The 25,753-nt window shown below is 71.4% G+C and carries 22 protein-coding genes, 1 tRNA gene and 1 pseudogene; 11 read left to right on the forward strand and 13 right to left on the reverse strand.

What is annotated here, in order from left to right:
* Positions 1-143: 143 nt before the first annotated feature.
* A complete protein-coding gene (locus ACIG5E_RS04045) occupies positions 144-1,304 on the reverse strand; it encodes a pyridoxal phosphate-dependent aminotransferase (RefSeq protein WP_396531313.1) in 1,161 nt (386 codons plus the stop codon).
* Between the two features lie 122 nt (positions 1,305-1,426).
* Positions 1,427-1,981 carry a YbjN domain-containing protein gene (locus ACIG5E_RS04050; protein ID WP_396531314.1) on the reverse strand — a complete coding sequence of 185 codons (555 nt, stop codon included), beginning with the start codon at positions 1,979-1,981 and terminating at the stop codon, positions 1,427-1,429.
* 369 nt (positions 1,982-2,350) lie between these two features.
* Between ACIG5E_RS04050 and ACIG5E_RS04055 the strand changes: the two genes are divergently transcribed.
* On the forward strand, positions 2,351-2,632 hold the full coding sequence (locus ACIG5E_RS04055; RefSeq protein ID WP_396531315.1) for a helix-turn-helix domain-containing protein: 282 nt from the start codon (positions 2,351-2,353) through the stop codon (positions 2,630-2,632).
* Positions 2,633-2,740: 108 nt separating this feature from the next.
* Here ACIG5E_RS04055 and clpB read toward each other — a convergent pair whose 3' ends face one another.
* Together clpB and ACIG5E_RS04065 are read right to left on the reverse strand one after the other, a co-directional pair.
* Entirely contained in the window at positions 2,741-5,347 is a 2,607-nt protein-coding gene (gene clpB / locus ACIG5E_RS04060) for an ATP-dependent chaperone ClpB (RefSeq protein ID WP_396531316.1), read from the reverse strand.
* 171 nt (positions 5,348-5,518) lie between these two features.
* Positions 5,519-6,451, reverse strand: a complete 933-nt coding sequence (locus ACIG5E_RS04065; RefSeq protein WP_396531317.1) for a LysR family transcriptional regulator — start codon at positions 6,449-6,451, stop codon at positions 5,519-5,521.
* A gap of 70 nt (positions 6,452-6,521) precedes the next feature.
* On the opposite strand from ACIG5E_RS04065, the gene ACIG5E_RS04070 reads away from it, so the two are divergent.
* From ACIG5E_RS04070 to ACIG5E_RS04085, 4 genes are all read left to right on the forward strand, one after another.
* Positions 6,522-7,670: a TDT family transporter gene (locus ACIG5E_RS04070; RefSeq protein ID WP_396531318.1), complete on the forward strand. Its 1,149-nt coding sequence runs from the start codon at positions 6,522-6,524 to the stop codon at positions 7,668-7,670.
* 609 nt (positions 7,671-8,279) lie between these two features.
* Positions 8,280-9,272: a LuxR family transcriptional regulator gene (locus ACIG5E_RS04075; protein ID WP_396531319.1), complete on the forward strand. Its 993-nt coding sequence runs from the start codon at positions 8,280-8,282 to the stop codon at positions 9,270-9,272.
* Entirely contained in the window at positions 9,269-9,790 is a 522-nt protein-coding gene (locus ACIG5E_RS04080; RefSeq protein ID WP_396531320.1) for a hypothetical protein, read from the forward strand. Before ACIG5E_RS04075 ends, ACIG5E_RS04080 begins: the two co-directional genes overlap by 4 nt.
* Before the next feature lie 12 nt (positions 9,791-9,802).
* Positions 9,803-10,021 carry a LuxR C-terminal-related transcriptional regulator gene (locus tag ACIG5E_RS04085; RefSeq protein WP_396531321.1) on the forward strand — a complete coding sequence of 73 codons (219 nt, stop codon included), beginning with the start codon at positions 9,803-9,805 and terminating at the stop codon, positions 10,019-10,021.
* Positions 10,022-10,028: 7 nt separating this feature from the next.
* Here the strand turns inward: ACIG5E_RS04085 and ACIG5E_RS04090 are convergent, their stop codons facing one another.
* The 6 genes from ACIG5E_RS04090 to dnaK form a co-directional block, all read right to left on the reverse strand.
* Positions 10,029-10,646, reverse strand: coding sequence for a hypothetical protein (locus ACIG5E_RS04090; protein WP_396531322.1), 618 nt, complete (start codon positions 10,644-10,646; stop codon positions 10,029-10,031).
* Positions 10,647-11,233: 587 nt separating this feature from the next.
* Positions 11,234-12,274, reverse strand: a complete 1,041-nt coding sequence (locus ACIG5E_RS04095; protein WP_396531323.1) for a hypothetical protein — start codon at positions 12,272-12,274, stop codon at positions 11,234-11,236.
* Between the two features lie 222 nt (positions 12,275-12,496).
* Positions 12,497-13,030, reverse strand: a complete 534-nt coding sequence (locus tag ACIG5E_RS04100) for a heat shock protein transcriptional repressor HspR (protein WP_396531324.1) — start codon at positions 13,028-13,030, stop codon at positions 12,497-12,499.
* A gap of 7 nt (positions 13,031-13,037) precedes the next feature.
* Complete coding sequence (dnaJ, locus tag ACIG5E_RS04105; protein WP_396531325.1) at positions 13,038-14,198, reverse strand: molecular chaperone DnaJ; 1,161 nt, start codon at positions 14,196-14,198, stop codon at positions 13,038-13,040.
* A 223-nt stretch (positions 14,199-14,421) separates the two neighbouring features.
* Positions 14,422-15,042 carry a nucleotide exchange factor GrpE gene (grpE, locus tag ACIG5E_RS04110; RefSeq protein WP_396531326.1) on the reverse strand — a complete coding sequence of 207 codons (621 nt, stop codon included), beginning with the start codon at positions 15,040-15,042 and terminating at the stop codon, positions 14,422-14,424.
* Positions 15,039-16,886, reverse strand: a complete 1,848-nt coding sequence (dnaK, locus tag ACIG5E_RS04115) for a molecular chaperone DnaK (RefSeq protein ID WP_396531327.1) — start codon at positions 16,884-16,886, stop codon at positions 15,039-15,041. Before dnaK ends, grpE begins: the two co-directional genes overlap by 4 nt.
* A 371-nt stretch (positions 16,887-17,257) precedes the next feature.
* Between dnaK and ACIG5E_RS04120 the strand changes: the two genes are divergently transcribed.
* The 4 genes and pseudogenes from ACIG5E_RS04120 to ACIG5E_RS04135 all read left to right on the forward strand — a co-directional run bounded on the left by ACIG5E_RS04120 (position 17,258) and on the right by ACIG5E_RS04135 (position 23,060).
* Positions 17,258-19,480: a 4Fe-4S dicluster domain-containing protein gene (locus ACIG5E_RS04120; RefSeq protein WP_396531328.1), complete on the forward strand. Its 2,223-nt coding sequence runs from the start codon at positions 17,258-17,260 to the stop codon at positions 19,478-19,480.
* A 292-nt stretch (positions 19,481-19,772) separates the two neighbouring features.
* A pseudogene (locus tag ACIG5E_RS04125) lies at positions 19,773-20,837 on the forward strand (sugar phosphate nucleotidyltransferase); the annotation flags it as partial.
* A gap of 346 nt (positions 20,838-21,183) precedes the next feature.
* A complete protein-coding gene (locus ACIG5E_RS04130; RefSeq protein WP_396531329.1) occupies positions 21,184-22,083 on the forward strand; it encodes a Yip1 family protein in 900 nt (299 codons plus the stop codon).
* Between the two features lie 86 nt (positions 22,084-22,169).
* Positions 22,170-23,060: a metal-dependent hydrolase gene (locus ACIG5E_RS04135; RefSeq protein ID WP_396531330.1), complete on the forward strand. Its 891-nt coding sequence runs from the start codon at positions 22,170-22,172 to the stop codon at positions 23,058-23,060.
* 89 nt (positions 23,061-23,149) lie between these two features.
* On the opposite strand, the gene dcd is transcribed toward ACIG5E_RS04135, so the two are convergent.
* Together dcd and ACIG5E_RS04145 are read right to left on the reverse strand one after the other, a co-directional pair.
* On the reverse strand, positions 23,150-23,725 hold the full coding sequence (dcd, locus tag ACIG5E_RS04140; RefSeq protein WP_396531331.1) for a dCTP deaminase: 576 nt from the start codon (positions 23,723-23,725) through the stop codon (positions 23,150-23,152).
* 72 nt (positions 23,726-23,797) lie between these two features.
* Complete coding sequence (locus tag ACIG5E_RS04145) at positions 23,798-24,019, reverse strand: hypothetical protein (protein WP_188304334.1); 222 nt, start codon at positions 24,017-24,019, stop codon at positions 23,798-23,800.
* A 277-nt stretch (positions 24,020-24,296) separates the two neighbouring features.
* Between ACIG5E_RS04145 and ACIG5E_RS04150 the strand changes: the two genes are divergently transcribed.
* Positions 24,297-24,370: transfer RNA gene (locus ACIG5E_RS04150), tRNA-Gly, on the forward strand.
* Positions 24,371-24,460: 90 nt separating this feature from the next.
* Here ACIG5E_RS04150 and ACIG5E_RS04155 read toward each other — a convergent pair.
* Positions 24,461-24,895 carry an alpha/beta fold hydrolase gene (locus ACIG5E_RS04155; RefSeq protein ID WP_396531332.1) on the reverse strand — a complete coding sequence of 145 codons (435 nt, stop codon included), beginning with the start codon at positions 24,893-24,895 and terminating at the stop codon, positions 24,461-24,463.
* A gap of 320 nt (positions 24,896-25,215) precedes the next feature.
* On the opposite strand from ACIG5E_RS04155, the gene ACIG5E_RS04160 reads away from it, so the two are divergent.
* On the forward strand, positions 25,216-25,698 hold the full coding sequence (locus ACIG5E_RS04160) for a hypothetical protein (protein WP_396531333.1): 483 nt from the start codon (positions 25,216-25,218) through the stop codon (positions 25,696-25,698).
* The last annotated feature ends 55 nt before the right edge of the window (positions 25,699-25,753 follow it).

Genomic DNA, 25,753 nt, shown 5'->3' on the forward strand with positions numbered 1-25,753 from the left:
CACCCCCCCCCCCCCTCCCCCCCGCGTCTTCTCCGGCCGCGCGCGGGGGGGGGCCCCCCCCCCGGGGCGGGGGGGGGGGGGGGCGGCGGGGCCCCCCCCCCCCCCCCCCCCCCCCCCCCCCAGGGCCCCGCAGTCGTCGCCGGTCAGAGCTGCTGGAGCCGGGCGACCGCCTCGGCCAGCACCTCGTCCTTCTTGCAGAAGGTGAAGCGGACGAGGCTCTGACCGGCATCGGTGTTGTCGTAGAAGACGACGTTCGGGATGGCGACCACGCCGCAGCGCTCGGGCAGGGAACGGCAGAACTCCAGGCCGTCCTTTTCCCCGAGCGGGGTGATGTCGGTGGTGATGAAGTACGTGCCCTCGGGGTTGAACACGCGGAAGCCGGCCGCCGAGAGACCGTCAACCAGCAGGTCCCGCTTGCGGAGCAGGTCGGCCCGGAAAGTGTCGAAGTAGCTGTCGGGGAGACGGAGCGCCTCGGCGACCGCGTACTGGAAGGGGCCCGCGCTGACGTAGGTGAGGTACTGCTTTGCGGTCCGGACTGCCGAGACGAGGGCCGGACTCGCGGTTACCCAACCAACCTTCCATCCCGTGAAGGAGAAGGTCTTGCCGGCCGAGGAGATGGTGACGGTGCGCTCGCGCATGCCGGGGAGGGCGGCGAGCGGGTGGTGGGTGACGCCGAAGACCAGGTGTTCGTAGACCTCGTCGGTGATCACCAGCAGGTCGTGTTCGAGGGCGAGGGCGGCGATGCCGGCCAGTTCGTCGGCGGTGAGGACGGTGCCGGTGGGGTTGTGCGGGGTGTTGATCAGCAGCAGCCGGGTGCGCGGGGTGATCAGGGCGCGCAGCTCGTCGAGGTCGGGGCGGAAGTGCGGGGCCCGGAGGGTGAGCGGGCGGCGGGTGGCGCCGGCCATGGCGATGCAGGCGGCGTAGGAGTCGTAGAAGGGTTCGAGGGCGATGACCTCGTCGCCGGGCTCCAGCAGGGCGAGCAGGGCGGCGGCGATGGCCTCGGTGGCGCCGGCGGTGACCAGGACCTCGGTGTCGGGATCGTAGGCGAGGCCGTGGAAGCGCTGCTGGTGCTCGGCGATGGCGGTGCGCAGCTCGGGGATGCCGGGGCCGGGCGGGTACTGGTTGCCGCGGCCCTCCCGCAGGGCCCGTACGGCGGCCTCGCGGACCTCCTCGGGTCCGTCGGTGTCCGGGAATCCCTGGCCGAGGTTGATCGAGCCGGTGGCGGTGGCCAGGGCGGACATCTCGGCGAAGATCGTCGTGCCCATCCCGGCCAGTCGGCCGTTCAGCAGCGGCCTGGTACCCATCGGTGGCTCCTCACGGCTCGTCGTCAGGGCCATCCTGGGGCAGCCGGGGGCCGGGGACAAGGACGGCCCGGCCGCCCGGACGTACCGGGGGCCGGGCCGCGGGGTGCGTGCCGGGGCCGGGATCAGGCCTCCTCGCCGTCCTCGCCCTCGCCGTCCTCGCCCTCGATCTCGTTCTGCAGGCCCAGGCGCTCGACGATCCACTGCTCGAAGCCGACCGCGGCCTGGGTCCAGTTCGCGGTGGTGGTGACGAAGTAGTCCAGGTTGACGCCGGTGCCGACGATCATCTGGGCCTCGCCGATCAGGCGGACCACGCCGTCCTCGTGGGTGTGGGTGTAGACCTTGGGCCAGAGGGTCTCGCGGTTCCACTCGTCGATCAGGTCGAGGATCTCGCCCTTCTTCTCCAGCGGGTAAGCGCGGTCGTAGAAGGCGCGCACCGCGAAGAGCTCCTTCTGCTCGCCGCGGAACATGTAGTAGACGCGGAAGCCCTCCCAGGGGGCGGTGAGGTCGCCCTCCTCGTCCACGACGTGCTTGAGCTGCATCTGGTCGAGCAACTGGGTGACCAGGGCCTGGTCCGGGACGATGATCGGCGGAGGGCCGGCCGGCCGACCGCCCTGGCCACCGGGCTGGCCGCCCTGGGGCGCGCCGAACGACGGGATGGACGACGGGTCGATGCTCATGGGGGGTCCTCTTCCTCAGTGCACGTGGTGGCCGGCAATGAGAGGCCGCCCTTTCCACCTCCCATCCTGCCTCATTCGGGGCTTCGCTCACAGGGGCGCCGAGGGGCGCGTCGATCTTCGTTCCGGGGGCGCGCGGAGGCCGTCGTCACGCACGGTGCCCGGGGTGCTGGCGCCCTGCCGTCGCCCTGCCGTCGCCTTGCCGACTCGTGCCGAGCGCCCGGCGCGCGCGTGAGCCAAGTCACGCGCCCGGCGCGCGGGTTCGCCTGCCGTACGGGCCGGATGCGGTTAGCGTGCGACGGAACTCGCCGGGGGCAAAGCCCTTTTCCCCTGGGCGAGTTGAGGTGGTTTGAGCCGAAGGGGGGAGCGGTGATGGAGCGTACGGTGACCAGGGAGGGCGCCTCGCTCGGGACGCTGCTGCGGAACATCCGACTGGACCGGGGGATGACGCAGGAGCAGCTGGGAGATGCATCGGGGCTGAGTGTCCGGTCGATCCGCGACCTGGAACGCGGGGTGTCCTGCCCGCGGGTGTCCACGCTGCGGCTGCTCACCCAGACCTGGAACCTGCCGGAGTCCCAGGGGGCCGAGCTGCACCGGCTGGCGCGCGCGTGGCGGGACTGCTCGCGGCGGCAGCAGCGGGTGGCGGCGGACTAGGACACGCCCACGGAAGCGGCGTCCGACGGAAGCGGCCCGTCCCACGAAAGTGGTACGGGCCGTTCCCCTCGCACAGGCGAGGAGAACGGCCCGTACCCGGCGCGGCTGCTATTTCTCCAACAGGCCCCGACCGCGGACGGTGAGGTGGTCGCCCTCCTCGTCCCGCTCGACCAGGACGGTGTCCCCGTCGTGGACCTGGCCGGACAGGATCGCCCGGGCCAGCTGGTCGCCGATCGCGGACTGCACCAGCCGGCGCAGCGGGCGGGCGCCGTACGCCGGGTCGTACCCGGTGAGCGCCAGCCAGTCGCGGGCGGCCGCGGAGACGTCCAGGGTGAGCCGCCGCTCGCGCAGCCGCTCGCCGAGGCGGGCCACCTGCAGGTCGACGATCCGGCTGAGCTCGTCGGTGCCCAGCGGGTCGAAGACCACGATGTCGTCCAGCCGGTTGAGGAACTCCGGCTTGAACGTGGCCCGGACGGAGTCCAGCACCAGGGCCTTCTTCCGGTCCTCCGGGGTGGCCGGGTCCACCAGGTACTGACTGCCGAGGTTGGAGGTGAGGATCAGGATCGCGTTGCGGAAGTCCACGGTGCGGCCCTGGCCGTCGGTGAGCCGGCCGTCGTCGAGGACCTGGAGCAGTACGTCGAAGACCTCGGGGTGGGCCTTCTCGACCTCGTCCAGCAGCACCACGCTGTACGGGCGGCGGCGGACCGCCTCGGTGAGCTGGCCGCCCTCCTCGTAGCCGACGTACCCGGGCGGGGCGCCGACCAGGCGGGAGACCGAGTGCTTCTCGCCGTACTCGCTCATGTCGATCCGGACCATCGCACGCTCGTCGTCGAACAGGAAGTCGGCCAGTGCTTTGGCGAGTTCGGTCTTGCCGACGCCGGTCGGGCCGAGGAACAGGAAGGAGCCGGTCGGCCGGTCCGGGTCGGCGATGCCCGAGCGGGTGCGGCGCACCGCGTCCGAGACGGCCTCCACGGCCTCCGCCTGGCCGATCAGGCGCTTGCCCAACTCCTCCTCCATGCGCAGGAGTTTGGCGCTCTCGCCCTCCAGCAGCCGGCCGGCCGGGATGCCCGTCCAGGAGGCGACCACGTCGGCGACGTCGTCCGGGCCGACCTCCTCCTTGACCATCGAGGCGGAGGCGTCCTCGTCCGCGGCGCGCTCCTGGGCGTCGCCGAGCTCCTTCTCGGCGGCCGGGATCTCGGCGTACATCAGCTTGGACGCCCGCTCGAAGTCACCGTCGCGCTGGGCCCGTTCGAGCGCGCCGTGCAGGTCGTCCAGCCGCTCCTTGAGCTCGCCGACCCGGTTGAGGCTCTTCTTCTCCTGCTCCCAGCGCGCCGTCAGCACGCTCAACTGCTCGTTCTTGTCCGCGAGATCGCGCCGCAGCCGGGCCAGCCGGTCGACCGAGGCCGGGTCCGACTCCTTCTCCAGGGCCAGCTCCTCCATCCGCAACCGGTCGACGGCACGCTGGAGTTCGTCGATCTCGACCGGGGAGGAGTCGATCTCCATCCGCAGCCGGGAGGCCGCCTCGTCGACCAGGTCGATCGCCTTGTCAGGCAGGAAGCGGGAGGTGATGTAGCGGTCGGAGAGGGTGGCCGCGGCGACCAGGGCGGCGTCCGAGATCTGCACCTTGTGGTGCGCCTCGTACCGGCCCTTGAGGCCGCGCAGGATGGCGATCGAGTCCTCCACGCTGGGCTCGCCGACCAGCACCTGCTGGAAGCGGCGCTCCAGGGCGGGGTCCTTCTCGATCCGCTCGCGGTACTCGTCCAGCGTGGTGGCGCCGACCATCCGCAGCTCGCCACGGGCCAGCATCGGCTTGAGCATGTTGCCGGCGTCCATCGCAGAGTCGCCGCCGGCGCCCGCGCCGACCATGGTGTGCAGCTCGTCGATGAAGGTGACCACCTGGCCGTCGGAGGCCTTGATGTCGTTCAGGACGGCCTTCAGCCGCTCCTCGAACTCGCCGCGGAACTTGGCGCCCGCGACCATCGCGCTGAGGTCCAGCGCGACCAGCCGCTTGCCGCGCAGCGACTCCGGCACGTCACCGGCCACGATGCGCTGGGCCAGGCCCTCGACCACGGCCGTCTTGCCGACGCCGGGCTCGCCGATCAGCACCGGGTTGTTCTTCGTCCGGCGCGAGAGCACCTGGACCACCCGGCGGATCTCGTGGTCACGGCCGATCACCGGGTCGAGCTTGCCGTCCCGGGCGGCCTGGGTGAGGTCGGTGCCGAACTTCTCCAGGGCCTTGTAGGTGCCCTCCGGATCCGGCGAGGTGACCCGGGCGCTGCCCCGGACGTCCTTGAAGGCGGCCAGCAGCGCCTTGGGCGTCGCGTCCTGCTGCGCCAGCAGCTCGGCGACCGGCCCGCCCTCGGCGGCCAGGCCGACCATCAGGTGCTCGGTGGAGACGTACTGGTCGTCCAAGTCGTCGGCGCGCTTGCCGGCCTCGGTGAGCACGGCGATGGTGTCCCGGGCCAGCTGCGGGGCGGCGACCGTCGAGCCCATCGCGCTGGGCAGCGCCGCCAGCTGGCGGCGCGCCTCGGCGTCGATCCGGGGGACGTTCGCCCCGACCGCCTCCAGCAGGGGCCGGGCGATGCCCTCGGGCTGCTCCAGCAGGGCGATCAGGATGTGCACCGGCTTGACGTCCGGGTTGCCGGCCGCGCCCGCCTGCCGGATCGCGGCGGACAGGGCGTCCTGCGTCTTGGTGGTGAACTTGCTCGCGTCCACTGCTGGGGGATCCTCCCTCGTCGTCCTTCACTACTGCTACGTACAGCATGCACTAAGTTGAGTGTATTCCGCTCAACTTTTTTCGTGACCCGGGTCCTGTCGGGCGAGTCCTCCTGCCGGCCGGGTCCTCCTGCCGGCCGGGTCCTCCTCCCGGCCGGGGCCTCCCGGGCATCAGCCCTTCCGCCTCGGCGGCTGGACCGAGCCACTGCGGGTCAGCCCCAGCAGCTCCCGGGCCGGCCCGCCCGGCCGTTGCCCGGCCGGCCACACCGCGCGCAGCGGCCGCCGCAGGTCCAGCTCCTCCGCCAGCGGCACCTCGACCAGCCGCCGGGTGGCCAGTTCCTCCACCACCGCCAGCTCACTCAGGCAGACCGGCCCCGCCCCGGTCATCGCCGCCGCCTTCAGCGCGGTGGACGAGGCCAGCTCCAGCCGGGGCGGCACCGCGCCCCCGTACGGCGTCAGCGCCATCTCCAGCACCTCCCGGGTGCCCGAGCCGGGCTCGCGCAGCACCAGCGGGGTGGCCGCCAGTTCCGTCCCGGTCAGCGGGGTGCGGCGACGCGCCCACCGGTGGCCGGGCGCCACCACGACCACCAGCCGGTCCGCGGCCACCACCGCACCGGCCAGCCCGGGTGGGGTGGACGGGCCCTCGACGAAGCCGAGGTCGGCGTCCCCGGCCAGCACGTGCCCGGCGACCTCGGCCGAGTTCGCCGTCCGCAGCGTCACCGCCGTCCCCGGACTGGCCTCGGAGAGCGCCAGCAGCCAGCCCGGCATCAGGTACTCGGCGACCGTCAGACTGGCCACCACTCGCAGCTTGGCGTCCCGCCGCTCGCGCAGCGCGTCGATCCCGGCGTCCAGGGCCTGTGCCGCCTCGACCACCTGCCGGGCCCACTCGACCACCAGCCGGCCCGCCTCGGTCGGCCGGCTGCCCCGGGGCGAGCGCTCCAGCAACGGAACGCCGATCTGCCGCTCCATGCCCTTGATCCGGGCGCTCGCGGTCGGCTGGCTGACGCCCAGTTCGGCCGCCGCCCGGCCGACGCTGCCCAGCCGGGCCACCGCGAGCAGCAGTTCCAGGGCGCCCAGTTCGGGGACGTGCGGGGAGAGAGCCATAGGTTCAGGCTATGTCCTCATAGAACCCGAGGCGCTACCGGCCGCCGGGCTGCTCGGCGACGGTGGAACCATGTCCACCCTGGCCGATGTCCGCCCCCGCCCCGCCGACCGCTCCCGGCTCTCCCGCCTCTCCCGGCGCACCAGCGTCTCCCCGCTCTCCCGCCTCGACCTCGCCCAGCTGGGCCCCAACTGGTACGCCGCCGTGATGGGCACCGCGATCGTGGCCAACGGCGCCGCCGCCCTGCCGGTCCGGCTGCCCGGGCTGATCGGCTTCGGCGAGGTGATGTGGGCGCTCGGCGCGGCCGCCCTGCTGGTGCTGGCCGGCGCCCGGCTGGTGCACCTCACCCGGCACCGCGAGGCGGCCCGCGCCCAGCTGCTGGACAACCCGGCCACCGCCGTCTTCTACGGCTGCCCGCCGATGGCGCTGCTGGCGGTCGGGCTCGGCACCCTGCTGCTCGGCTCGCGGGTCATCGGCATCGGTCCGGCCGTCGCCCTGGACGCCGTGCTGTGGGGCGTCGGCACCCTGTACGCGCTGACCGTCGCGGCCGGCATCCCGTACCTGATGATCACCCGGCACACGGTGTCCGCCCTGGAGGCCAACCCGACCTGGCTGCTGCCCGTGGTCGCCCCGCTGGTCGCCTCCGCCTGTGGCCCGGCACTCGTTCCGCACCTGCCCGCCGGCCCGCCGCAGCAGGCCCTGCTGTACGCCTGCTGGGCGCTGTTCGGGGTCGGCCTGCTGGCCACCCTGGTGCTGCTGCCGGTGGTGTTCACCGGGCTGTTCCACAGCAAGGTGCCCGCCCTGGCGCTCACCCCCGCGCTGTTCCTGGTGCTCGGCCCGCTCGGCCAGTCCGTCACCGCGATCCACCAGCTCGCCGACGCGGCCCGCCCGGTGCTGCCCGCGCTGGCGCCCGTCATGCGGCCGCTGGCCGAGCTGTACGGCATCGCGGTGATCGGCGTCGCGATGCTCTGGCTGTCCGTCGCGCTCACCGCCAACCTGCGCGCCCGGCGGGCCGGGATGCCGTTCGCGATGACCTGGTGGGCGTACACCTTCCCGGTCGGCACCTGCGTCACCGGCGCCTCCGCGCTCGCCGGGCACACCGGCTTCGGCGGCTTCACCGGGCTGGCCGTCGGCCTCTACCTGCTGCTGGGCGCCGCCTGGCTGCTGGCGGCGGGCGGCACGGCCGCCGGGCTGCTGCGCGGCCGGCTGCTGGCGCGCTGAGCTGCGGCGACCCGACGCCCGGCGGACACCTGTCGTCAGGAGCACGCCGCCGTTGCAGGATCGCGCAGCTGCAGGGTGACGGTGCACAGCAAATCGGCACCCGCCGCTTCCACCCCCCGCTGGCCTCGGCCTTTACCGGAATCCGATCCGCCGCCCGCGGCCCCGCACCCCCGCCGGGATGCAGATAACTGCAATTGCGCGAACCTGCACTCGGGCGGCACTTGTCCACCGGCCGTCACGCTGTGAGGGTGGAGGCACGCCAGGTCGTCCGGGAACCGCAGCCCGATGGTGGCGACTTGCTCTTCAGACTGACCACGGGTGCAAGGTCCCGCACCCGTGGAACGGGGGGGAAGAGCCCCGGCCGGGGTCCACGTGTGGTGATGGAGCCCGGAACCGGAGCCGGCGAGGCGTTGCTGCTCCGCCTCGACGGAAGCGCCTAGGCATTGGCGTGCTGATGGGGACCCCCGGGATCCCGGTGTGCGACGGCACCCGGCCCCGGGGGTTCACCGTCCGACCGGTACCGTGAAACGCCCCCGGCCACCGGTACCCGCGGACCGCACGTACGGGTGGGGGGAACAGGGGAGAGGCGTCCGGCAGGGAGAGTGCGACGTGACGGCGGAACCGGCGGTCACGCCGCACCAGATGCCCGAGGGCGGGGAACCCGACGAGGCCGCCCGGCAGTTGTACCTGGCGATCATCGCCGAAGGCGGGCGCATCCCGTTCGCCGACATCACCGACGACGAACGCACCGCACTGCGGCAGCTCCTCGACATCGGCCTGGTCATGGTCAACCGGATGGACCGCTGCTACACCGCCGTCAGCCCACGCTCCGTCAGCGACCGCCTCGGCGCCGAACTCCGCAGCGAGGCCACCCGGTTGCTGGTCCGCGCCGAGAACCTCCCCTGCGCCCTGGACGGCCTCACCCGCGCCTACGACGCGATGCCCCGCCCGTCCGGCCGCTCCGGCGGCGCCGTCTACGTCGAGGGCCACGTCCACATCCGCCAGCGGATCTCCCAGCTGGTCTCCGACTGCCGCTCCGAGGTCCTCACCGCCCAACCCGGCCAACGCCCCGCCGACGCCCTGCAGGTCGCCCTCGCCCAGGACGTCCAACTCCTCCAGCGCGGCTGCTCGCTGCGCACCATCTACCAACCCGTCGCGCTGGCCGAGCCGCCCGCGATCGCCTACGCCGAGGAAGTCACCCGGTACGGCTCGCAGATCCGGATCCTCGACGAGCCCTTCCAGCGGCTGATCGTCTTCGACCGCAGCGTCGCCGTCATCTCCGCCAACGACGACAACAGCGCCGCCGCGTTCATCAGCGACCCGGCCGCCCTCACCTTCCTGATCGGCGGCTTCGAACGCGACTGGACCCGCGCCGACACCACCGAAGCCGCCACCGCCCTCGGCCAGGGCCCCACCCGCACCACCCCCGACCGGGTCGGCCGCCTGCTCGCGCGCGGCCTCACCCAACGAGCCGTCGCCACCCGCCTCGGCCTCAGCGAACGCACCGTCGCAGGCCACATCGCCCGCCTCCGCGACCGCTACGGCGCCCAGACCCTCTTCCAGCTCGGCTGGCTGATGAGAGGCGCCCGTGATGACCGATGAGCCCGGCCCCGCCGAACGCGCCCTCTACCTCGCAGCCGTCCGCGGCGGCGGACGACTGCGCCCCGAGGACCTCGCTCACCATCTACGAGTCGGCCGCCCGACTGAATGGACCGACCGCCCGGCTGGCCGCCCGGCTGACCGACATCGGCTGCCACATCCGGGTCGCGTCGTTCGCGCTCACCAAGATGATGATCTTCGACCGTACCGTCGCCATCGTCCCCGCATCGGCCGACCTCAACGCCGCCGTGTTCCTGGAGGACCCGGCCACGATCACCTTCATGGTCGAGGTCTTCGAGCGCTTCTGGCAGCTCTCCGAGGGCGTCAACTGGTCTGCACTCGCCGCTGGTTCCTCAGGCTCGCCGGTCCACGAGCAGGTCGGTCGGCTGCTCGCCCAGGGCCTCACCCAGCGGTCCACCGCGGGCCGCCTGGCCTCAGCGAGCGCACGGTGGCCGGCCACATCGCCCGGCTGCGCGAACTGCACGACGCCGAGACCCTGTTCCAGCTCGGCCGGCAGATGAGGGGAGCCCGCGATGCCTGACCCCGGGCTGGTCGATGCCGTCGGCCGCGAGCAGGTGGGTCGCCTGCTCGCCCGGGGTCTCACGCAGCGGGCGATCGCCGGCCGGATGGGGCTGAGCGAACGGACCGTGGCCGGTCACATCGCCCGCCTGCGTGAGGTGTACGACGCCGAGACGCTGTGCCGACTCGGCCGGCAGATGCGGGGAGCCCGGACGGGGGAGTCCGGTGGGTGAGCTCTGCTCAGCCGGTGGCGGCGCCGGTCGGCCAGTAGCCGGGGACGGCGGTCTGCTGCCGGGGGACGTTGAAGCGGTCACCGGGGGCGGTCCAGAAGCCCTCGCGGAGGGAGAGCGCCATGCCGGCCCAGTCCAGGGCGGTCTCCACGGTGTGGTGGAGGGCTTCCTGTGACCAGGTGTCGTCGAAGACCAGCGGCAGGACGGGGGCGACCTGCTCGATGGTGGCGATCAGCGGGTTGTGGGTGATGGCCTCGTCGACGAGCAGGACGATCGGCTTCCGCAGGGCCGACGCCCAACCGAGTTCGAGGCTCACCCCGGCCGAGAGCGGGGCTCCGACGTAGGCGAACACCAGGTCCGCGGACTGCAGCGCCCGGAAGTCGGACGGCACCCGGGGCTCGGGGGCCCGGCCGGCGACGGTCCAGGCGTCGCTGTGGTGCGCGCTGTACACGGCGGCACCGCTGCGGAGGAGAGTGGTGCGGAGCGTCGTCAGCCGCGTCCGGCTGGCGAGCGTCACCACACTGTCTGCGGGGCCGGTCAGTCGCATCAGCGGCGCGGCCAGGAACACACGTGCACGCCGACCCTCAGGGGCCTGGCTGTCGTGGTGACGCAGGTAGGGCTCGGTCATGTCGACTCCGGGGGAAGGCCGACCGGGGGGAGGAGGCGGTGCCGGTAGGCGTGTTTGGTTGCTGCTTCAAGGAATCTGATGGTTAAGCGGAACGGAAATTTGACGGTACAGCGGCAAGTCTTCCGGCTGCTTGGGACCATCGGGAGCGAACTGATCGTCTATCAGTGGCGATGGCTGCGTCCAGCGCTGCGCCCTGGCATCTGGATGCCTGGCAGAGAGATGACGCCCGCTCTGTTGGTTGGTGGGTGACAATGAAGCGGGGCATGCGGCATCATGTGGACGCTAGTGCTATTAGTCCAACTTGCGGACTCGAGAGGAAGAGGGTGGGTCCATGTCCCCTATGCGTCGACTTGTCCGTAAGGTCGTGCTGTCCACGGTAGCGGGCGTTTCCCTTTTGGCCGCTTGCGTCTCTATCGCGGGTTATGGGGCTTCGGTGACGGCACATGACCGTGCGACCGTGGCTGTTGTCGGGGCTGAGACGGTGGCTGACGACTTTCACTGGTAGGGCCCACCCATAGCCGGATTGCCCTGCCGGCGTCCGGGGTGCGCGTCTGCGTCACCGACGGTTACCAGCTGCCCGCATTCGGCTACAGCAACCCGTCGGTCACCGAGGGGTCCAACGCTGCTGTGACCGTGGTCCCGCGGTCCGCCCTCGACGCGTGCCCCAGGACGTAGCCGAGCTGGAAGAGCGAGTCGACGTTGTACTCCTCGCGCATTTCCGCGATATGCCTGGCCAGGGTTCGCTCGCTGATGCCGAGTCTCCGTGCGATGACCCGGTGATTCGTTCCGGACAGCAGCAGGTCGATGATGGTGTGCCGGAGCTGTGACACGACCTGCTGGGGCACGGTGCGGTCGCCCTCGAAATCCAGGGCTCTGCTCCAGTTCCGTTCGAAAACCTCTTGGGCGAGATAGTTGACCACCGCCGCATCGTGGATGAAAGCGGCCAGGTTGTCTTCGGCGACCGGAATTACGGCGAGTCGTCGATCGAAGATCAACAGCCGTGCGTACGGCTCGTCCAGGGTCCGGAACTGCCACCCCTCTTTGGCGAGTGTGGCCACGTAGTCCCTGGTGGGCTGGTGGTAGCGAGTGCTCGCGTTGTAGATCGACCGCATCGATGCGCCGGTGCGAATGATGTCGAGATCCCGCTTCAGGAATGAAGTCAGCATTTCGGAGGGCCGTGGCCCCCCCGGCTGCATGGCGAGACCCTCGGTCATGCCGCTGGCCATGGCCTGTTGCAACCGCTGATTAATCAGTGCCCGGCCCTGGACGTACTCGATGGGGCCGCCGCTCTGATCCGGCGTGTGAAATGCTTCCGCCAGATCGGTCAATTCGCCTGGAATCGAAACCGCGCGGGCCAGGAGGTCTAGGGCCTGACGTTGCCAGGTCGAGCTCAGACTGGCGGCGAGTTTCTCAGGGTCGACGGCGAACAATGAGCCGGGCTCGTCGTTGTCCGATATCAGAAGCCCGATTGCGAGCAGCTCCTGGAGCGCCTCGTTCTCGTCCTGAGTGCAGGAGGCCCTGACGAGCCGACCGTCCCCCGCCAGCGCTTTGAGGTACAGCGTCCGCGCACCGGGAGACAGGATTGGCGATCGACCATGGTGGTTCACCAGGTGTTCTCGATCACTCACTTTCGGCTCCTTGTCGTCGACCGGACAAAGTAGTCAACGCGACTGAAGTCCGCGGCCTCAGGGATCTTAATCGGAGACCGCGATCCGACGCCTAGCTCGAATGAAGGAGGTCACGACGCCCGGTAGCCGATCCGAAGCCGCCACTCTCTCACCACACGCCAACCGCCGGCACCCCCCGAACAGGAGGGAGCCGGCGGCTGGCGAGGTGAGCGGTGCCTCGGGTCAGCGCTTGGGGCGCCAGACGACGAGGGCGCTGGACTGCGGGGTGGGGGGCTGGTACGGGACGAGGTCGCGGCGGTAGGAGGCGTGGACGGCGGCCTCGCGCTGCTGGAGGGCGGTGGCGGCGCCCTCCAGGGAGTCGACCAGTTCGGTGATGCGGGCCTGGAGGGCGGTGACCTGGTTCTCCAGCTCGATGATCCGCTTGATGCCGGCCAGGTTGATGCCCTCGTCCTGGGAGAGCCGCTGGACCTCGCGCAGCTGCTGGATGTCGCGGGCCGAGTAGCGGCGGCCGCGGCCGGCGGTGCGGTCGGGGCTGACCAGGCCGAGGCGGTCGTACTGGCGCAGCGTCTGCGGGTGGAGGCCGGAGAGTTCGGCGGCGACCGAGATGACGTACACCGGGGTTTCCTCGGTGAGTACGTACTGCGGCGGGGCCGCGGCGCGCCGGGTGCGGCGGGGGCCGCTGCCGGGCAGGCCCTCGCCGAGGCCGGGGCCGATCGGGCCGTCGGCGTCCATCGGGTTCATCGGATTCGGGGACATCTGGTCGTCACGCTCCCTTCGCCGCCCGGAACAGGGCAGCTCGCGGGTCGTCGGAGGCGGTGGCCTCGCGGTACTGCTCCAGAGCGTTCAGCGCGTCGCCGGTGACGTGCTGGGGCACCACGACCTCGACGGTGACGAGGAGGTCGCCGCGGGTGCCGTCCTTGCGGGTGGCGCCCTTGCCGCGGGCGCGCATGGTGAGGCCGTTGGCGCTGCCCGGGGGCAGCTTGAGCTTGACGGCGGGACCGTTGAGCGTGGGCACCTCGATGGTGGCGCCGAGGGTCGCCTCGGGGAAGGTGACCGGGACGGTGACGGTGAGGTTGTCGCCCTTGCGCCCGAAGACCGGGTGCGGGTCGACGTGCACGGTGACGTAGAGGTCGCCGGGCTGGCCGCCGCGTTCGCCCTGGGCACCCTTGCCCTTGAGCCGGATCCGCTGGTCGGCCTGGACTCCGGCCGGGATGCGGACCTGCATGGTGCGGGCGGAGCTGGCCCGGCCGCTGCCGTGGCAGTCGGGGCACGGGTCGTCGACGATCATGCCCCGGCCGCGGCAGTCCTTGCAGGGCTCGGAGAGCGCGAAGGCGCCCTGGCCGCGGCTGACGGTGCCGGCGCCGACGCAGGTGGGGCAGACCCGCGGGGTGGTGCCGGCCTTGGCGCCGGTGCCGTTGCAGAGCCGGCAGGGGGCCTGGCTGGTCATCCGCAGGGGGACGGTGGCGCCGTCCACCGCCTCCTCGAAGGAGAGCGTCACCTCGGTCTCGACGTCGGCGCCGCGCCGGGGCTGGGCCTGCCGGGTGCTGCCGCGGTTGAAGAGGCCGCCGAAGACGTCGCCGAGTCCGCCACCGCTGCCGCTGCTGCCGCCCTGGCTGCCGCTGAAGAGGTCGCCGAAGTCGAAGCTGTAGCTGCCGGTGCTGGGGCCGCCGGTGCGGAAGCCGCCGTTGGCGAAGAGGCTGCGGGCCTCGTCGTACTCCTTGCGGCGCTTCTCGTCGGAGAGGACGTCGTACGCCTCGGAGATGTCCTTGAAGCGCTCCTCGGCCTTGGCGTCGCCCTTGTTCGCGTCGGGGTGGAACTCGCGCGCCAGTTTCCGGTAGGTCTTCTTGATCTCGGTGGCGGTGGCGTCCTTGGGCACGCCGAGGACCTTGTAGTAGTCCTTCTCCACGTAGTCCTTGCCACTCATGCGCCCACCTCGCTGCGCTCGGCAGCCGCTGAGCGGGACACGCACCTCTTCATGGTTCGCTCGCTGCGCTCGCTCACGGCTTCCGCCACCTCCCGATGTCCATCGTCACTGCGCTGTCAACAGTCGCCGAAAGAGGAGCTGTTGACAGCGCGCTGCGGAGTCGGCCGCCGTACTGGCAGGCACGCGACTCCGCAGCGCACTGGTTGTCAGCTGTCACAGGTTGTCAGCTGTCCGAGCCACCGTCGGACTTGTCCGCGTCGGCGGACTCGGCCTCGGCGTCCGGGCCGGGCGTCGTCTGGGTGCCCGGCTGGGGCTCGGCCACGGCGACCATCGCCGGGCGGATGATCCGCTCGCCGATGCGGTAGCCGGGCTGGAGGATCTGCACGCAGGTGTCCTCGGTGACGTCCGAGGAGTAGCTGTGCATCAGCGCCTCGTGCTGCGTCGGGTCGAAGGGCTCGCCCTCCTTGCCGAACTGCTGCAGGCCCAGCTTGGCGACGACCGTCTCCAGGGACTCGGCGACGGACTTGAAGCCGCCCGTCACCTCGCCGTGCTCGCGGGCGCGGCCGATGTCGTCCAGGACGGGGATCAGGGACTCCAGGATGTTGGAGACCGCGATCTCGCGGACGGTCAGCCGGTCGCGCTCGACCCGCTTGCGGTAGTTCTGGTACTCGGCCTGCAGGCGCTGCAGGTCCGCAGTGCGCTCGGCCAGCTCACGCTTGGCCGTGGCGAGGTCCTCGGAGCCCTCGCCGGCACCGCCGGCGGCGGCCTCCTCGGCAGCCTTGATCACGGCCTCCTCGGCGGCGGAGTCGTCGCCGGGCTTGCCGCCCTGCGGCTTGTCCGTCATGCCGACGCACCGCCCTTGGGCTTCTCGTCGTCCACGATCTCGGCGTCGACGACGTCGTCTTCCTTGGCCTGGGTGGACTCGCCGGCCGCGGCGGCACCGGCACCGGCGGCGTCGGCGTTGGCGTAGAGCGCCTGGCCGAGCTTCTGGGCGGTGGTGGAGACCTTCTCCGAGGCCTCGCGGATCTTCGCGACGTCCTCGCCCTTCAGGGCCTCCTTGAGCTCGCCGATGGCGGTCTCGACCTCGGTCTTGACGTCGGCCGGGAGCTTGTCGGCGTTGTCGGCGATGAACTTCTCGGTCGAGTAGACGAGCTGCTCGGCGGAGTTGCGGGTCTCCACGGCCTCGCGGCGGTTGTGGTCGTCCTCGGCGTACTGCTCGGCCTCGCGGCGCATGCGGTCGACCTCGTCCTTCGGCAGCGAGGAGCCGCCGGTGACGGTCATCTTCTGCTCCTTGCCGGTGCCGAGGTCCTTGGCGGCGACGTGCATGATGCCGTTGGCGTCGATGTCGAAGGTGACCTCGATCTGCGGCAGGCCGCGCGGCGCCGGCGGGAGGCCGGTGAGCTCGAACATCCCGAGCTTCTTGTTGTACGCGGCGATCTCGCGCTCGCCCTGGTAGACCTGGATCTGTACGGACGGCTGGTTGTCCTCGGCCGTCGTGAAGATCTCGGAGCGCTTGGTCGGGATCGTGGTGTTGCGCTCGATGAGCTTGGTCATGATGCCGCCCTTGGTCTCGATGCCGAGGGACAGCGGGGTGACGTCGAGCAGCAGGACGTCCTTGACCTCGCCCTTGAGGACACCGGCCTGGAGCGAGGCGCCGATGGCGACGACCTCGTCCGGGTTGACGCCCTTGTTGGCGTCCTTGCCACCGGTGAGCTCGCGGACCAGCTCGGCGACGGCCGGCATGCGGGTCGAGCCGCCGACCAGGACGACGTGGTCGATCTCGGCGAGCGAGATGCCGGCGTCCTTGATGACGTTGTTGAACGGGACCTTGCAGCGCTCGAGCAGGTCCGCGGTCAGCTGCTGGAACTGGGCGCGGGTGAGCTTCTCGTCCAGGTGCAGCGGGCCCTCGGCGGAGGCCGTGATGTACGGCAGGTTGATCGAGGTCTCGGAGGACGAGGACAGCTCGATCTTGGCCTTCTCGGCGGCCTCGCGCAGACGCTGCAGGGCCATCTTGTCCTTGGACAGGTCGACGCCGTGGCCGGACTGGAAGACCTTGACCAGGTGGTCGACGACGCGCTGGTCCCAGTCGTCACCACCGAGGTGGTTGTCACCGTTGGTGGCCTTCACCTCGACGACCCCGTCGCCGATCTCCAGCAGGGAGACGTCGAAGGTGCCGCCGCCGAGGTCGAAGACCAGGATGGTCTGGTCGTCCTTGTCCAGGCCGTACGCGAGGGCGGCCGCGGTCGGCTCGTTGACGATGCGCAGGACGTTCAGGCCCGCGATCTCGCCGGCCTCCTTGGTGGCCTGGCGCTCCGAGTCGTTGAAGTACGCCGGGACGGTGATGACGGCGTCGGTGACGGTCTCGCCCAGGTACGCCTCGGCGTCGCGCTTCAGCTTCTGCAGCACGAAGGCCGAGATCTGCTGTGGCGTGAAGTCCTTGCCGTCGATGTTGATCTTCCACCCGGTGCCCATGTGGCGCTTGACCGAGCGGATGGTGCGGTCGACGTTGGTGACCGCCTGGCGCTTGGCCACCTCGCCGACGAGGACCTCGCCGTTCTTGGCGAAGGCGACGACGGACGGCGTGGTCCGCGCGCCCTCGGCGTTCGTGATGACGGTGGGCTCGCCACCCTCCAGAACGCTGACGACCGAGTTCGTCGTACCGAGGTCGATGCCGACCGCGCGTGCCATCGTAGATACCTCCACGGAAGAGTTGAGCTTTACGGGCTCAAGGATGCACGACTCGACCGGGAGCGTCAACAGGTATGAGTGCGAGCCGCTCAACTTTTCTGAGGCCTGCCCCGGCGGCGGCCCGTGCGAGCTAGGCGCCTGCGGGCCGGGGCGGCGCGCGTGCGGTCACGTGACTGCCGCCATAGCTTGGGAACCTTCTGGAGAACTGTTGCCCACCGGTAATGTCCGGGCCGTCGGCTCGGCAAGTTACCGACCAGTACAATCACTTCGGAAAACCGCAGGACCGCGAAACCGCAGGACAAACCGCAGCCCCGCGAAACCGCGGGACCCGCAGAGACTGCTCAACCGCAAGCCGCAGGAGACGGAGAGCGATGCAACTAGCAGCGATCGTCATCTCGCTGGTCACCTTCGTGATCGGCACCGCGCTCGCCCTCCGTGCGGCGTGGCACATCTTCAGGGTGGTGTTGACCGGCGCGCCGGACTCCACCCGCTTCGGGAAGCCCGCCCAGCGCGTGGGGACCGTCGCGACCGAGTTCTTCGGGCACACCCGGATGAACCGCTGGGGGATCGTGGGCATCGCCCACTGGTTCGTCGCGGTCGGCTTCTTCAGCCTGGTGCTGACCATCGTCAACGCGATGGGCCAGCTCTTCGACCCCGAGTGGGAACTGCCGATCATCGGCAACTGGATGATCTGGCAGCTCTTCGTCGAGCTGGTCGGCACCCTGACCACCCTGGGCATCGCCACCCTGATGGTGATCCGGCTGATGAGCCTGCCGTCCAGGTCGGGCCGCAAGTCCCGGTTCGCCGGCTCGATCGCCTGGCAGGCCTTCTACGTCGAGTACACGATCCTCGGCATCGGCATCTGCATCCTGATGCTGCGCGCCCTGGAGGGCGCCCTGGCCGGCGTCGACTCGTACGGTGCGGAGCACCTGGTCTCGTACCCGATCACCTCCGCGCTGAGCGGCCTGTCGCACGGCACGCTGGAGAACCTGGTCTACCTGTTCGCGATGCTGAAGATCTGCATCTCGTTCGCGTGGGCGGCCACCATCGGCCTCAACCCCTCGATGGGCGTGGCCTGGCACCGCTTCCTCGGCTTCTTCAACATCTACTTCAAGCGCGAGGAGGACGGCGGCACCGCGCTCGGCGCGCTCCGTCCGATGACCAGCAACGGTCAGCCGATCGACTTCGAGGACCCGGCCGACGACGCCGTCTTCGGCGTCTCCCAGGTCGAGCACTTCTCCTGGAAGGGCATCCTCGACTTCTCCACCTGCACCGAGTGCGGCCGCTGCCAGTCGCAGTGCCCCGCCTGGAACACCGGCAAGCCGCTGTCGCCCAAGCTGCTGATCATGAGCCTGCGCGAGCACGCCTACGGCAAGGCGCCGTACCTGCTGGCCGGCGGCGGCAAGGACATGGAGGGCACCGAGAAGGCCACCGCCGAGCAGCTCAAGGACGTCCCGGCGGCCGCGCTGGCCGAGGCCGAGCGCCCGCTGATCGGCACCGCCGAGGAGAACGGGGTCATCGACCCCGACGTGCTGTGGTCCTGCACCACCTGCGGCGCCTGCGTCGAGCAGTGCCCGGTGGACATCGAGCACGTCGACCACATCGTCGACATGCGCCGCTACCAGGTGATGATCGAGAGCAACTTCCCGACCGAGGCCGGGACGATGCTCAAGAACCTGGAGAACAAGGGCAACCCGTGGGGCATGGCCACCAAGGCCCGCCTGGACTGGGTCAAGGAGCTCAAGAAGGAGACCGGCATCGAGGTGCCGGTGATCGGCGAGGACATCGACCCCGCCGAGGTCGAGTACCTCTACTGGGTCGGCTGCGCCGGCGCCCTGGAGGACCGCGCCAAGAAGACCACCAAGGCCTTCGCCGAGCTGCTGCACACCGCGGGCGTGAAGTTCGCCATCCTCGGCAAGGAGGAGACCTGCACCGGTGACTCCCCGCGCCGCCTGGGCAACGAGTTCCTCTTCCAGATGCTCGGCGCGCAGAACGTCGAGACGCTGAACGCCGCGCTGGAGGACGCCCCGACCAAGCGGATCGTGGCCACCTGCCCGCACTGCTTCAACACCATCGCCAACGAGTACCCGCAGCTCGGCGGGCACTTCGAGGTGATCCACCACACCCAGCTGCTGCAGCACCTGATCGACGAGGGCAAGCTCGTCCCGGTCAACCCGGTCGAGGGCCTGATCACCTACCACGACCCCTGCTACCTGGGCCGCCACAACAAGGTCTACAGCCCGCCGCGCGAGATCATGGACAAGGTCCCCGGTCTGCGCCAGCAGGAGATGCACCGCCACAAGGAGCGCGGCTTCTGCTGCGGCGCCGGCGGAGCCCGGATGTGGATGGAGGAGCGCATCGGCAAGCGGATCAACACCGAGCGCGTGGACGAGGCGCTGTCGCTCAATCCGGACATCGTCTCCACCGCCTGCCCGTTCTGCCTGGTGATGCTCTCCGACTCGGTCAACGGCAAGAAGAACGAGGGCGCGGCCAAGGAGCACCTGAAGGTGGTCGACGTGGCCCAGCTGCTGCTCGACTCGGTGAAGGCGACCCCGCCGGCCGAGGCCGAGGAGCCGGCGACGGTGGACGCGTAACGGCGACCGCTGTTCGACAGTTCTGCTACAACCGCCCGGCCCGGTGGACGCCGCCAACGCGCCCGCCGGGCCGGGCTTTTCGGTGCCCCGGGCGACCGTCGGCGGTACGGCGGGCGGACGGCGAGTGACGTCAATCGCACGGCCGCCGGACGGGCATTCGGTCGGAAGGAAATACAGTAGGCGCCGGACCGGCGACGAGCCGGTCTACCCGTCCCCGACGGGAACAGACCACCGACGGAGGCACGGCCCGCCGGGCCGGGCCGCAGAGACCACAAGGGGAACAGCGCAGACCATGACCGAGGCGATCATGCTCGTCGGTGGTAAGGGCACGCGACTGCGTCCGCTGACCACCCACACCCCCAAGCCGATGCTGCCGGTGGCAGGCGTTCCGTTCATCGCGCACCAGCTGGCCCGCGCCGCCGCCGCCGGGGTCACCCGGGTGGTGCTGGCCACGTCCTACCTGGCCGAGGTGTTCGAGGACCACTTCCAGGACGGCACCCCGTACGGCATCGAGCTGGTGTACCTGACCGAGCGCGAGCCGCTGGGCACCGGCGGGGCCATCCGCAACGCCGCCTCCGGGCTCACCTGCGGCCCGGACGAGCCGGTCCTGGTCTTCAACGGGGACATCCTCTCCGGCCTCGACATCGCCGCCCTGCGCGACGGCCACGTGGCCGCCGGGGCCGACGTCACCCTGCACCTCACCCGGGTCGAGGACCCGCGGGCCTTCGGCCTCGTCCCGACCGACGAGGACGGGCGGGTGCTGGAGTTCCTGGAGAAGCCGGAGACGCCGGAGCAGATCGTCACCGACCAGATCAACGCCGGCTGCTACGTCTTCACCCGGTCCGTCATCGACCGCATCCCGGCCGGCCGGGAGGTGTCCGTCGAGCGCGAGACCTTCCCCGAGCTGCTCGCCACCGGCGCCCTGCTGCGCGGCGTCGTCGACACCTCGTACTGGCTGGACCTCGGCACCCCGGCCGCGTTCGTCCGCGGCTCGGCCGACCTGGTGCTCGGCAAGGTCGACTCCCCGGCCGTCCCCGGCCCGACCGGCGACGCCCTGCTGCTGCCCGGCGCCACCGTCCACCCGGGCGCGGTGCTCAGCGGCGGCACCGTGGTCTCCGCGGACGCGGTGATCGAGGCCGGCGCGATCGTCGAGGGCAGCGTGATCCTGCCCGGCGCAGTGATCGGCCCGGACACCCTGGTCAAGGACTCGATCGTGGGCGCCTTCGCCACCGTCGGCGACCGCTCGGCGCTGGACGGCGCGGTGATCGGCGACGGCGCGATCGTGGAGTCCGACAACGAGCTGCCGAACGGCATCCGGATCGCCTGCGGCACCCTGCTGCCGGTCGGCGCCGTGCGCACCACGGCCGGCCCGGGCGGCTGCCCGGCCGGCACCACGGCGGCCGCGGCGGTGCACGGGCCGTCGGTCACCGCCCAGCGCTAGCGGCCCTCCGGGCGGCCGCTCCGCGGGGCTCCTCCGCGGGGCTGCGGGGGCGGCTTTCGGACCCGTTCGTCTCAGGCTCGCTGCAAACCGGCCCCGGCTCCGTCCGGGGCCGACGCGCATTGGGCCGGACGGGTACCTTCGGAGCGTGGCTGGTAATCGATACGACAGCGGTCAGGGCGCCGACCGTCCGCACGGCGGATGGCCGGCTCCTCCGCCGCCGCCGGCGGGGGCGCCCGGGGGGTACGGGCGGACGGACGGGCCCGTGGACGGGCCGGAGTACTTCACGGCCGCGCACCCGACGGCGGCCGGCGGCCCGGGCGGGCCCGGCGGTAACGGCGGCGGCCCGGGGGGCACGGTCGGCGACGGGTACGACCCGTACGGGGCCGACCGGCCCGGCAACACCCGGGCCTTCCCGCTCGGTGACCCGTACCAGCAGCAGCCGTACTACGGCCAGCCGCCCGGGCCGGGCCACTACGACGACGGCGGCTACGGGCAGCAGCCGCCGTACGGTCAGCAGCCCCCGCCGCCGTACGGCGGCCAGGAGCAGCAGCCCCCATACGGCCAGGACAACGTCACCGTCTACCGCGCCGGCGGCCAGTCCGCCCCGCACGTGAGCGGGCCCCGGCCGCAGTGGCGCGAACTCTTCGTCGGCATCTTCCGCACCCCGACCGCGATCTTCGACCGCACCCGCGACCACCAGGTCTGGCTGCCCGCCCTCACCGTCTCGCTGCTGTACGGCGTGCTCGCGGTGCTCGGCATCGGGCTGACCCACGACGACATCGTCAACTCGACCTTCTCGGTCGCGCTGACCGGCCTGTTCGCCGCCGCCGTCGGCTTCACCGTGGCCGGGGCGGTCTTCGGCGCGGTCACCTACGCGCTGGCCCGCCAGCTCGGCGGCGACGGCCCGTGGAAGTCGACGATCGGGCTGGCCGCGCTGATCGGCTGGCTGACCGACGCCCCGCGGCTGCTGCTCGACCTGGTGCTGCCCTCCGGCAGCGCGGTGGTCCAGGCCGTCGGCTGGGCCACCTGGATGCTCTGCGCGTACCTGCTGACCAGCATGGTCCGCCGGGTGCACGACCTGCCCTGGGGCAAGGCGGCGGGCGCCGCGGCGGTGCAGCTGGTCGCGCTGCTGGTGCTGATCAAGCTGCCGACACTGGGCTGAGGGGCGAAGGGCACAATGGTGGGCGGGTCCGGCGGGTAGGCGCGGGGCCCGCCCACCCCCGTCCAGCCCCAGCCACGGAGTGCGTCATGACCCTCCCCACCACCCACGTCAGCTTCCCGGCCGGGGCGGTGACCGGTGAGTCCCCGGTGCTGGCGGTGCACCCGCTGGCGGACGGCCGGTACGCGGTGGTGACCGAGGCCACCCCGTTCCACCCGCTCGACCACACCTGGCCCGACCAGCCGGCCGACCACGGCACCCTCACCGTCGACGGCACCGAGCTGGCCGTGGTGGACTGCCTCACCGGCGCGGTCGGCCCGGACGGCGGCGCCCCGCTGGTCGGCGCCGAGATCCCGGTCAAGCGCGGCGACGAGGAGTGGTCCTGGCTGGTGCTGCACGTCCTGGACGCCGACCCCGGCGACCTCACCGGCCGCACCGCCGTCCTCGCCGTCGACGCCGGGCGCCGGGCCGCCCTGAGCGCCTCGCACAGCGGCTGCCACCTGCTCGCCCTCGCCCTCAACGCCGCGCTCGCCCCGCGCTGGCGCAAGGACCCGGGCCGCTCGGACGCCTTCGGCAACCCCGACTTCGACAGCCTCGCCATGGCCGGTTCGGTGATGGACACCCAGGCCAGCACGGACACCTACCGGCTCGGCAAGTCGCTGAAGAAGAAGGGCTTCACCGTCGACGCCACCGAGGAGTTCCCCGCCCTCGCCGACGCCCTGCCCGCCCTCACCGAGGCCGTCAACGCGCAGCTCGCCGCCTGGGTCGCGGCCGACGCCCCGGTCCGGATCGACGTCCCCGGCCCCGAGCTGACCGCCCGCCGCCAATGGCACTGCGAGCTGCCCGAGGGCGGCGCCCGGATCTTCTGCGGCGGCACCCACCTGCACCACCTCGGCGAGCTCGCCGAGCTGCGCACCGAGCTGCGGCTGTCCGAGGACGGCGCCGAGCTGGTCGCGGTCACCAGCCCGAAGCGGGCCTGAGGAACGCCGCGGGCGGCCACCCCTCGCTGAGGGGATGGCCGCCCGCCGTGCGTGCACTCCGTCGTGGTGCGGTCAGAGTCGTGGTGCGGTCAGACCTTGCTGCGGTGGAAGTTCAGGTACGAGCGGGACGGCGTCGGGCCGCGCTGGCCCTGGTAGCGCGAGCCGTAGCGCTCGGAGCCGTACGGGTGCTCCGACGGCGAGGAGAGCCGGAACAGGCACAGCTGTCCGATCTTCATCCCCGGGTAGAGCTTGATCGGCAGGGTCGCGACGTTCGACAGCTCCAGCGTCACGTGGCCGCTGAAGCCGGGGTCGATGAAGCCCGCCGTGGAGTGGGTGAGCAGGCCCAGCCGGCCCAGGCTCGACTTGCCCTCCAGTCGGGAGGCCACGTCCTCGGGCAGCGTGATGACCTCGTACGTCGAGGCCAGCACGAACTCGCCGGGGTGCAGGATGAACGCCTCGTCGCCGTCCGGCTCGACCAGCCGGGTCAGGTCCGGCTGCTCCTCGGAGGGGTCGATGTGCGGGTACTTGTGGTTCTCGAACACGCGGAAGAAGCGGTCGAGGCGCACGTCGATGCTCGACGGCTGGATCATCGCCGGGTCGAACGGGTCGACGACGACCCGGCCCAGGTCGATTTCGGTCCGGATGTCCTTGTCAGAGAGCAGCACGCTTCGAGGTTACGTGCACGACGGGGCCCCGGACGAATCCGTCCGGGGCCCCGGGTGTCCTCCCGCCGGCCGTCAGGCCAGGAACTCAGCGGCCTCCAACCGCATCGCCTGCGCCAGTTGGGCCGTGGACAGCTCCCGCACGTCGGCCAGCACCGAGCTCCGGAGCCGTCCGCACTGCGGACAGCGGATCAACCGTCCGGGCCCGAGCCGGCCCGGACCGAGGTTCTGCATCGGGAACGTGGTGGTGCTGAACAGGTGCCCCTCGGCACAACGAACGACGGCGCGCTGCTCCATCGATCCCCTTCCCATCCCTAACCCAGTACTCACCCGTACTCATCGCGCCCCGGCGGCCGGGCCCCAGGACAGCGTCACATTAGGGGATGTTCCGGACATTCCACATCGTGGCTCGCCGCCCCGACCCCACACCACCGGAGCACTCGCACGCGGCCCAAACAGTACGCCCCCCGGCTTCCCCCATCCGGCTCCGCCACGGCCCCGGACCAGCCGTGCAACCACAGCGGCGGATGGGGTACAGTGACACTGGATCGAGCGGTCTCTGACGGCTCATCAGGCGGGCGTAGTTTAATGGTAGAACATGAGCTTCCCAAGCTTAGAGCGCGAGTTCGATTCTCGTCGCCCGCTCCACTACCGAAAGCCGCAGGTCATATGACCTGCGGCTTTCTTGTTTGTGTGCCGTCGGTTCCGAGCGCCGCCGGGGACGGCGGCAGGGGCGGTTCAGGCGGTGGCGAAGAAGTCGCGGACGGTCTTGAGGAAGGCGGCGGGCTCTTCGGCGGGGGCGATGTGGCCGGTGTCGAACTCGGTGTAGGTGCTGGTGGGGAGCGCGGCGTGGAGGCGGCGGGTGTTCTCGACCGGGACGGTGGCGTCCTGGGTGCAGCCGATCACCAGGGTGGGGGCCTGGACGCGGGGGAGGAGCGGGGTGAGGTCCAGGGTGAGGTCGAGGGCGATGTGGCGCAGGGTGCCGGGGGTGGGCTGCATGTAGGAGGTGTTGGCCTCGACGGCTTCGCGGCCGATGCGGTTGAGGAAGCCGCGGCTGAAGGCGGTGAGGGTGGCGTAGCGGCCGAAGGCGACGGGGTCGTCGGCGAGGGTGTCGGGGCCGTCGCCGACGATGCGGTAGGGGATGCGGGCGGTGCCGACGGTGATGGTGGGCATGGCGGGGCTCCTTCTGGTCGGTTCTGGGTCCGGGCCTTGGTGGTCCTCGGCGGCCTTGGCAACGAGATAAGTAAACTACACGGTGCAGATCAATGATTCAACTGCACCGTGCAGTGCAATTCAAGGAAGGCGAAAGGCGGAACTGTCCGTGCTCGGCCACCGTCCAAGCAGTGACGGAATGCCTGCCCGGGTTGAACGCCGGGAGGAGTACGGAGGGCCCTGTGCAGTCAGGTGGTGCCGAACTGAACCTCGGATGCCCGGACGGTTTCCGCAGCGGCGCATCGGCCGCGCCGGACTGGTGGCCGGTGCTGGCTCCGGACGTGACGATCGATCAACTCGACGCCGCAGAGCACTGCGAGACGCTGCTCCAGGACACGATGGACGCCGTCAGGCCGGCGCCGGCGTGGCGGGAGGCGGTGCCGCGGGCCGGGGTGCGGTTGTCCGCGCCGGGTCGGTGGGGGCCCGAGGTGCTCTGGTACGTCACCCGGGGGCGGGACCTGCTCACCGTCGTATCGCCGGGCCGGCGGCCGGAGTTGGCGGCGATGGTGGAGCGGCAGTGGCGGCGGCGCGGGTGGACGATCACCTCACTGAACGCCGGGCGGGACCGGCCCGGGGTTGCGGCCACCACTCGGAGCGGGTCCCAACTGGTCCTGTGCTTCGGCGAGTTCGGCGAGATCCGGCTGACCGCGAGCCTGCTCGGGGCGGCCTGCTCGGAGCGGGTGCCCGCACTGCCGGGGGCCGGTGAGCCCGACCCGGCGCCGCTGCCCCATGTGCACTGCCCGTACTGGAGCGCGCTGGTGTGACCGGGCGGGCGGGGGCTGTGCGGGGGAGGTGACGACCGGGGGAGGCGTGGAGCGA

Source organism: Kitasatospora sp. NPDC053057, assembly GCF_044546945.1.
GTDB lineage: Bacteria > Actinomycetota > Actinomycetes > Streptomycetales > Streptomycetaceae > Kitasatospora.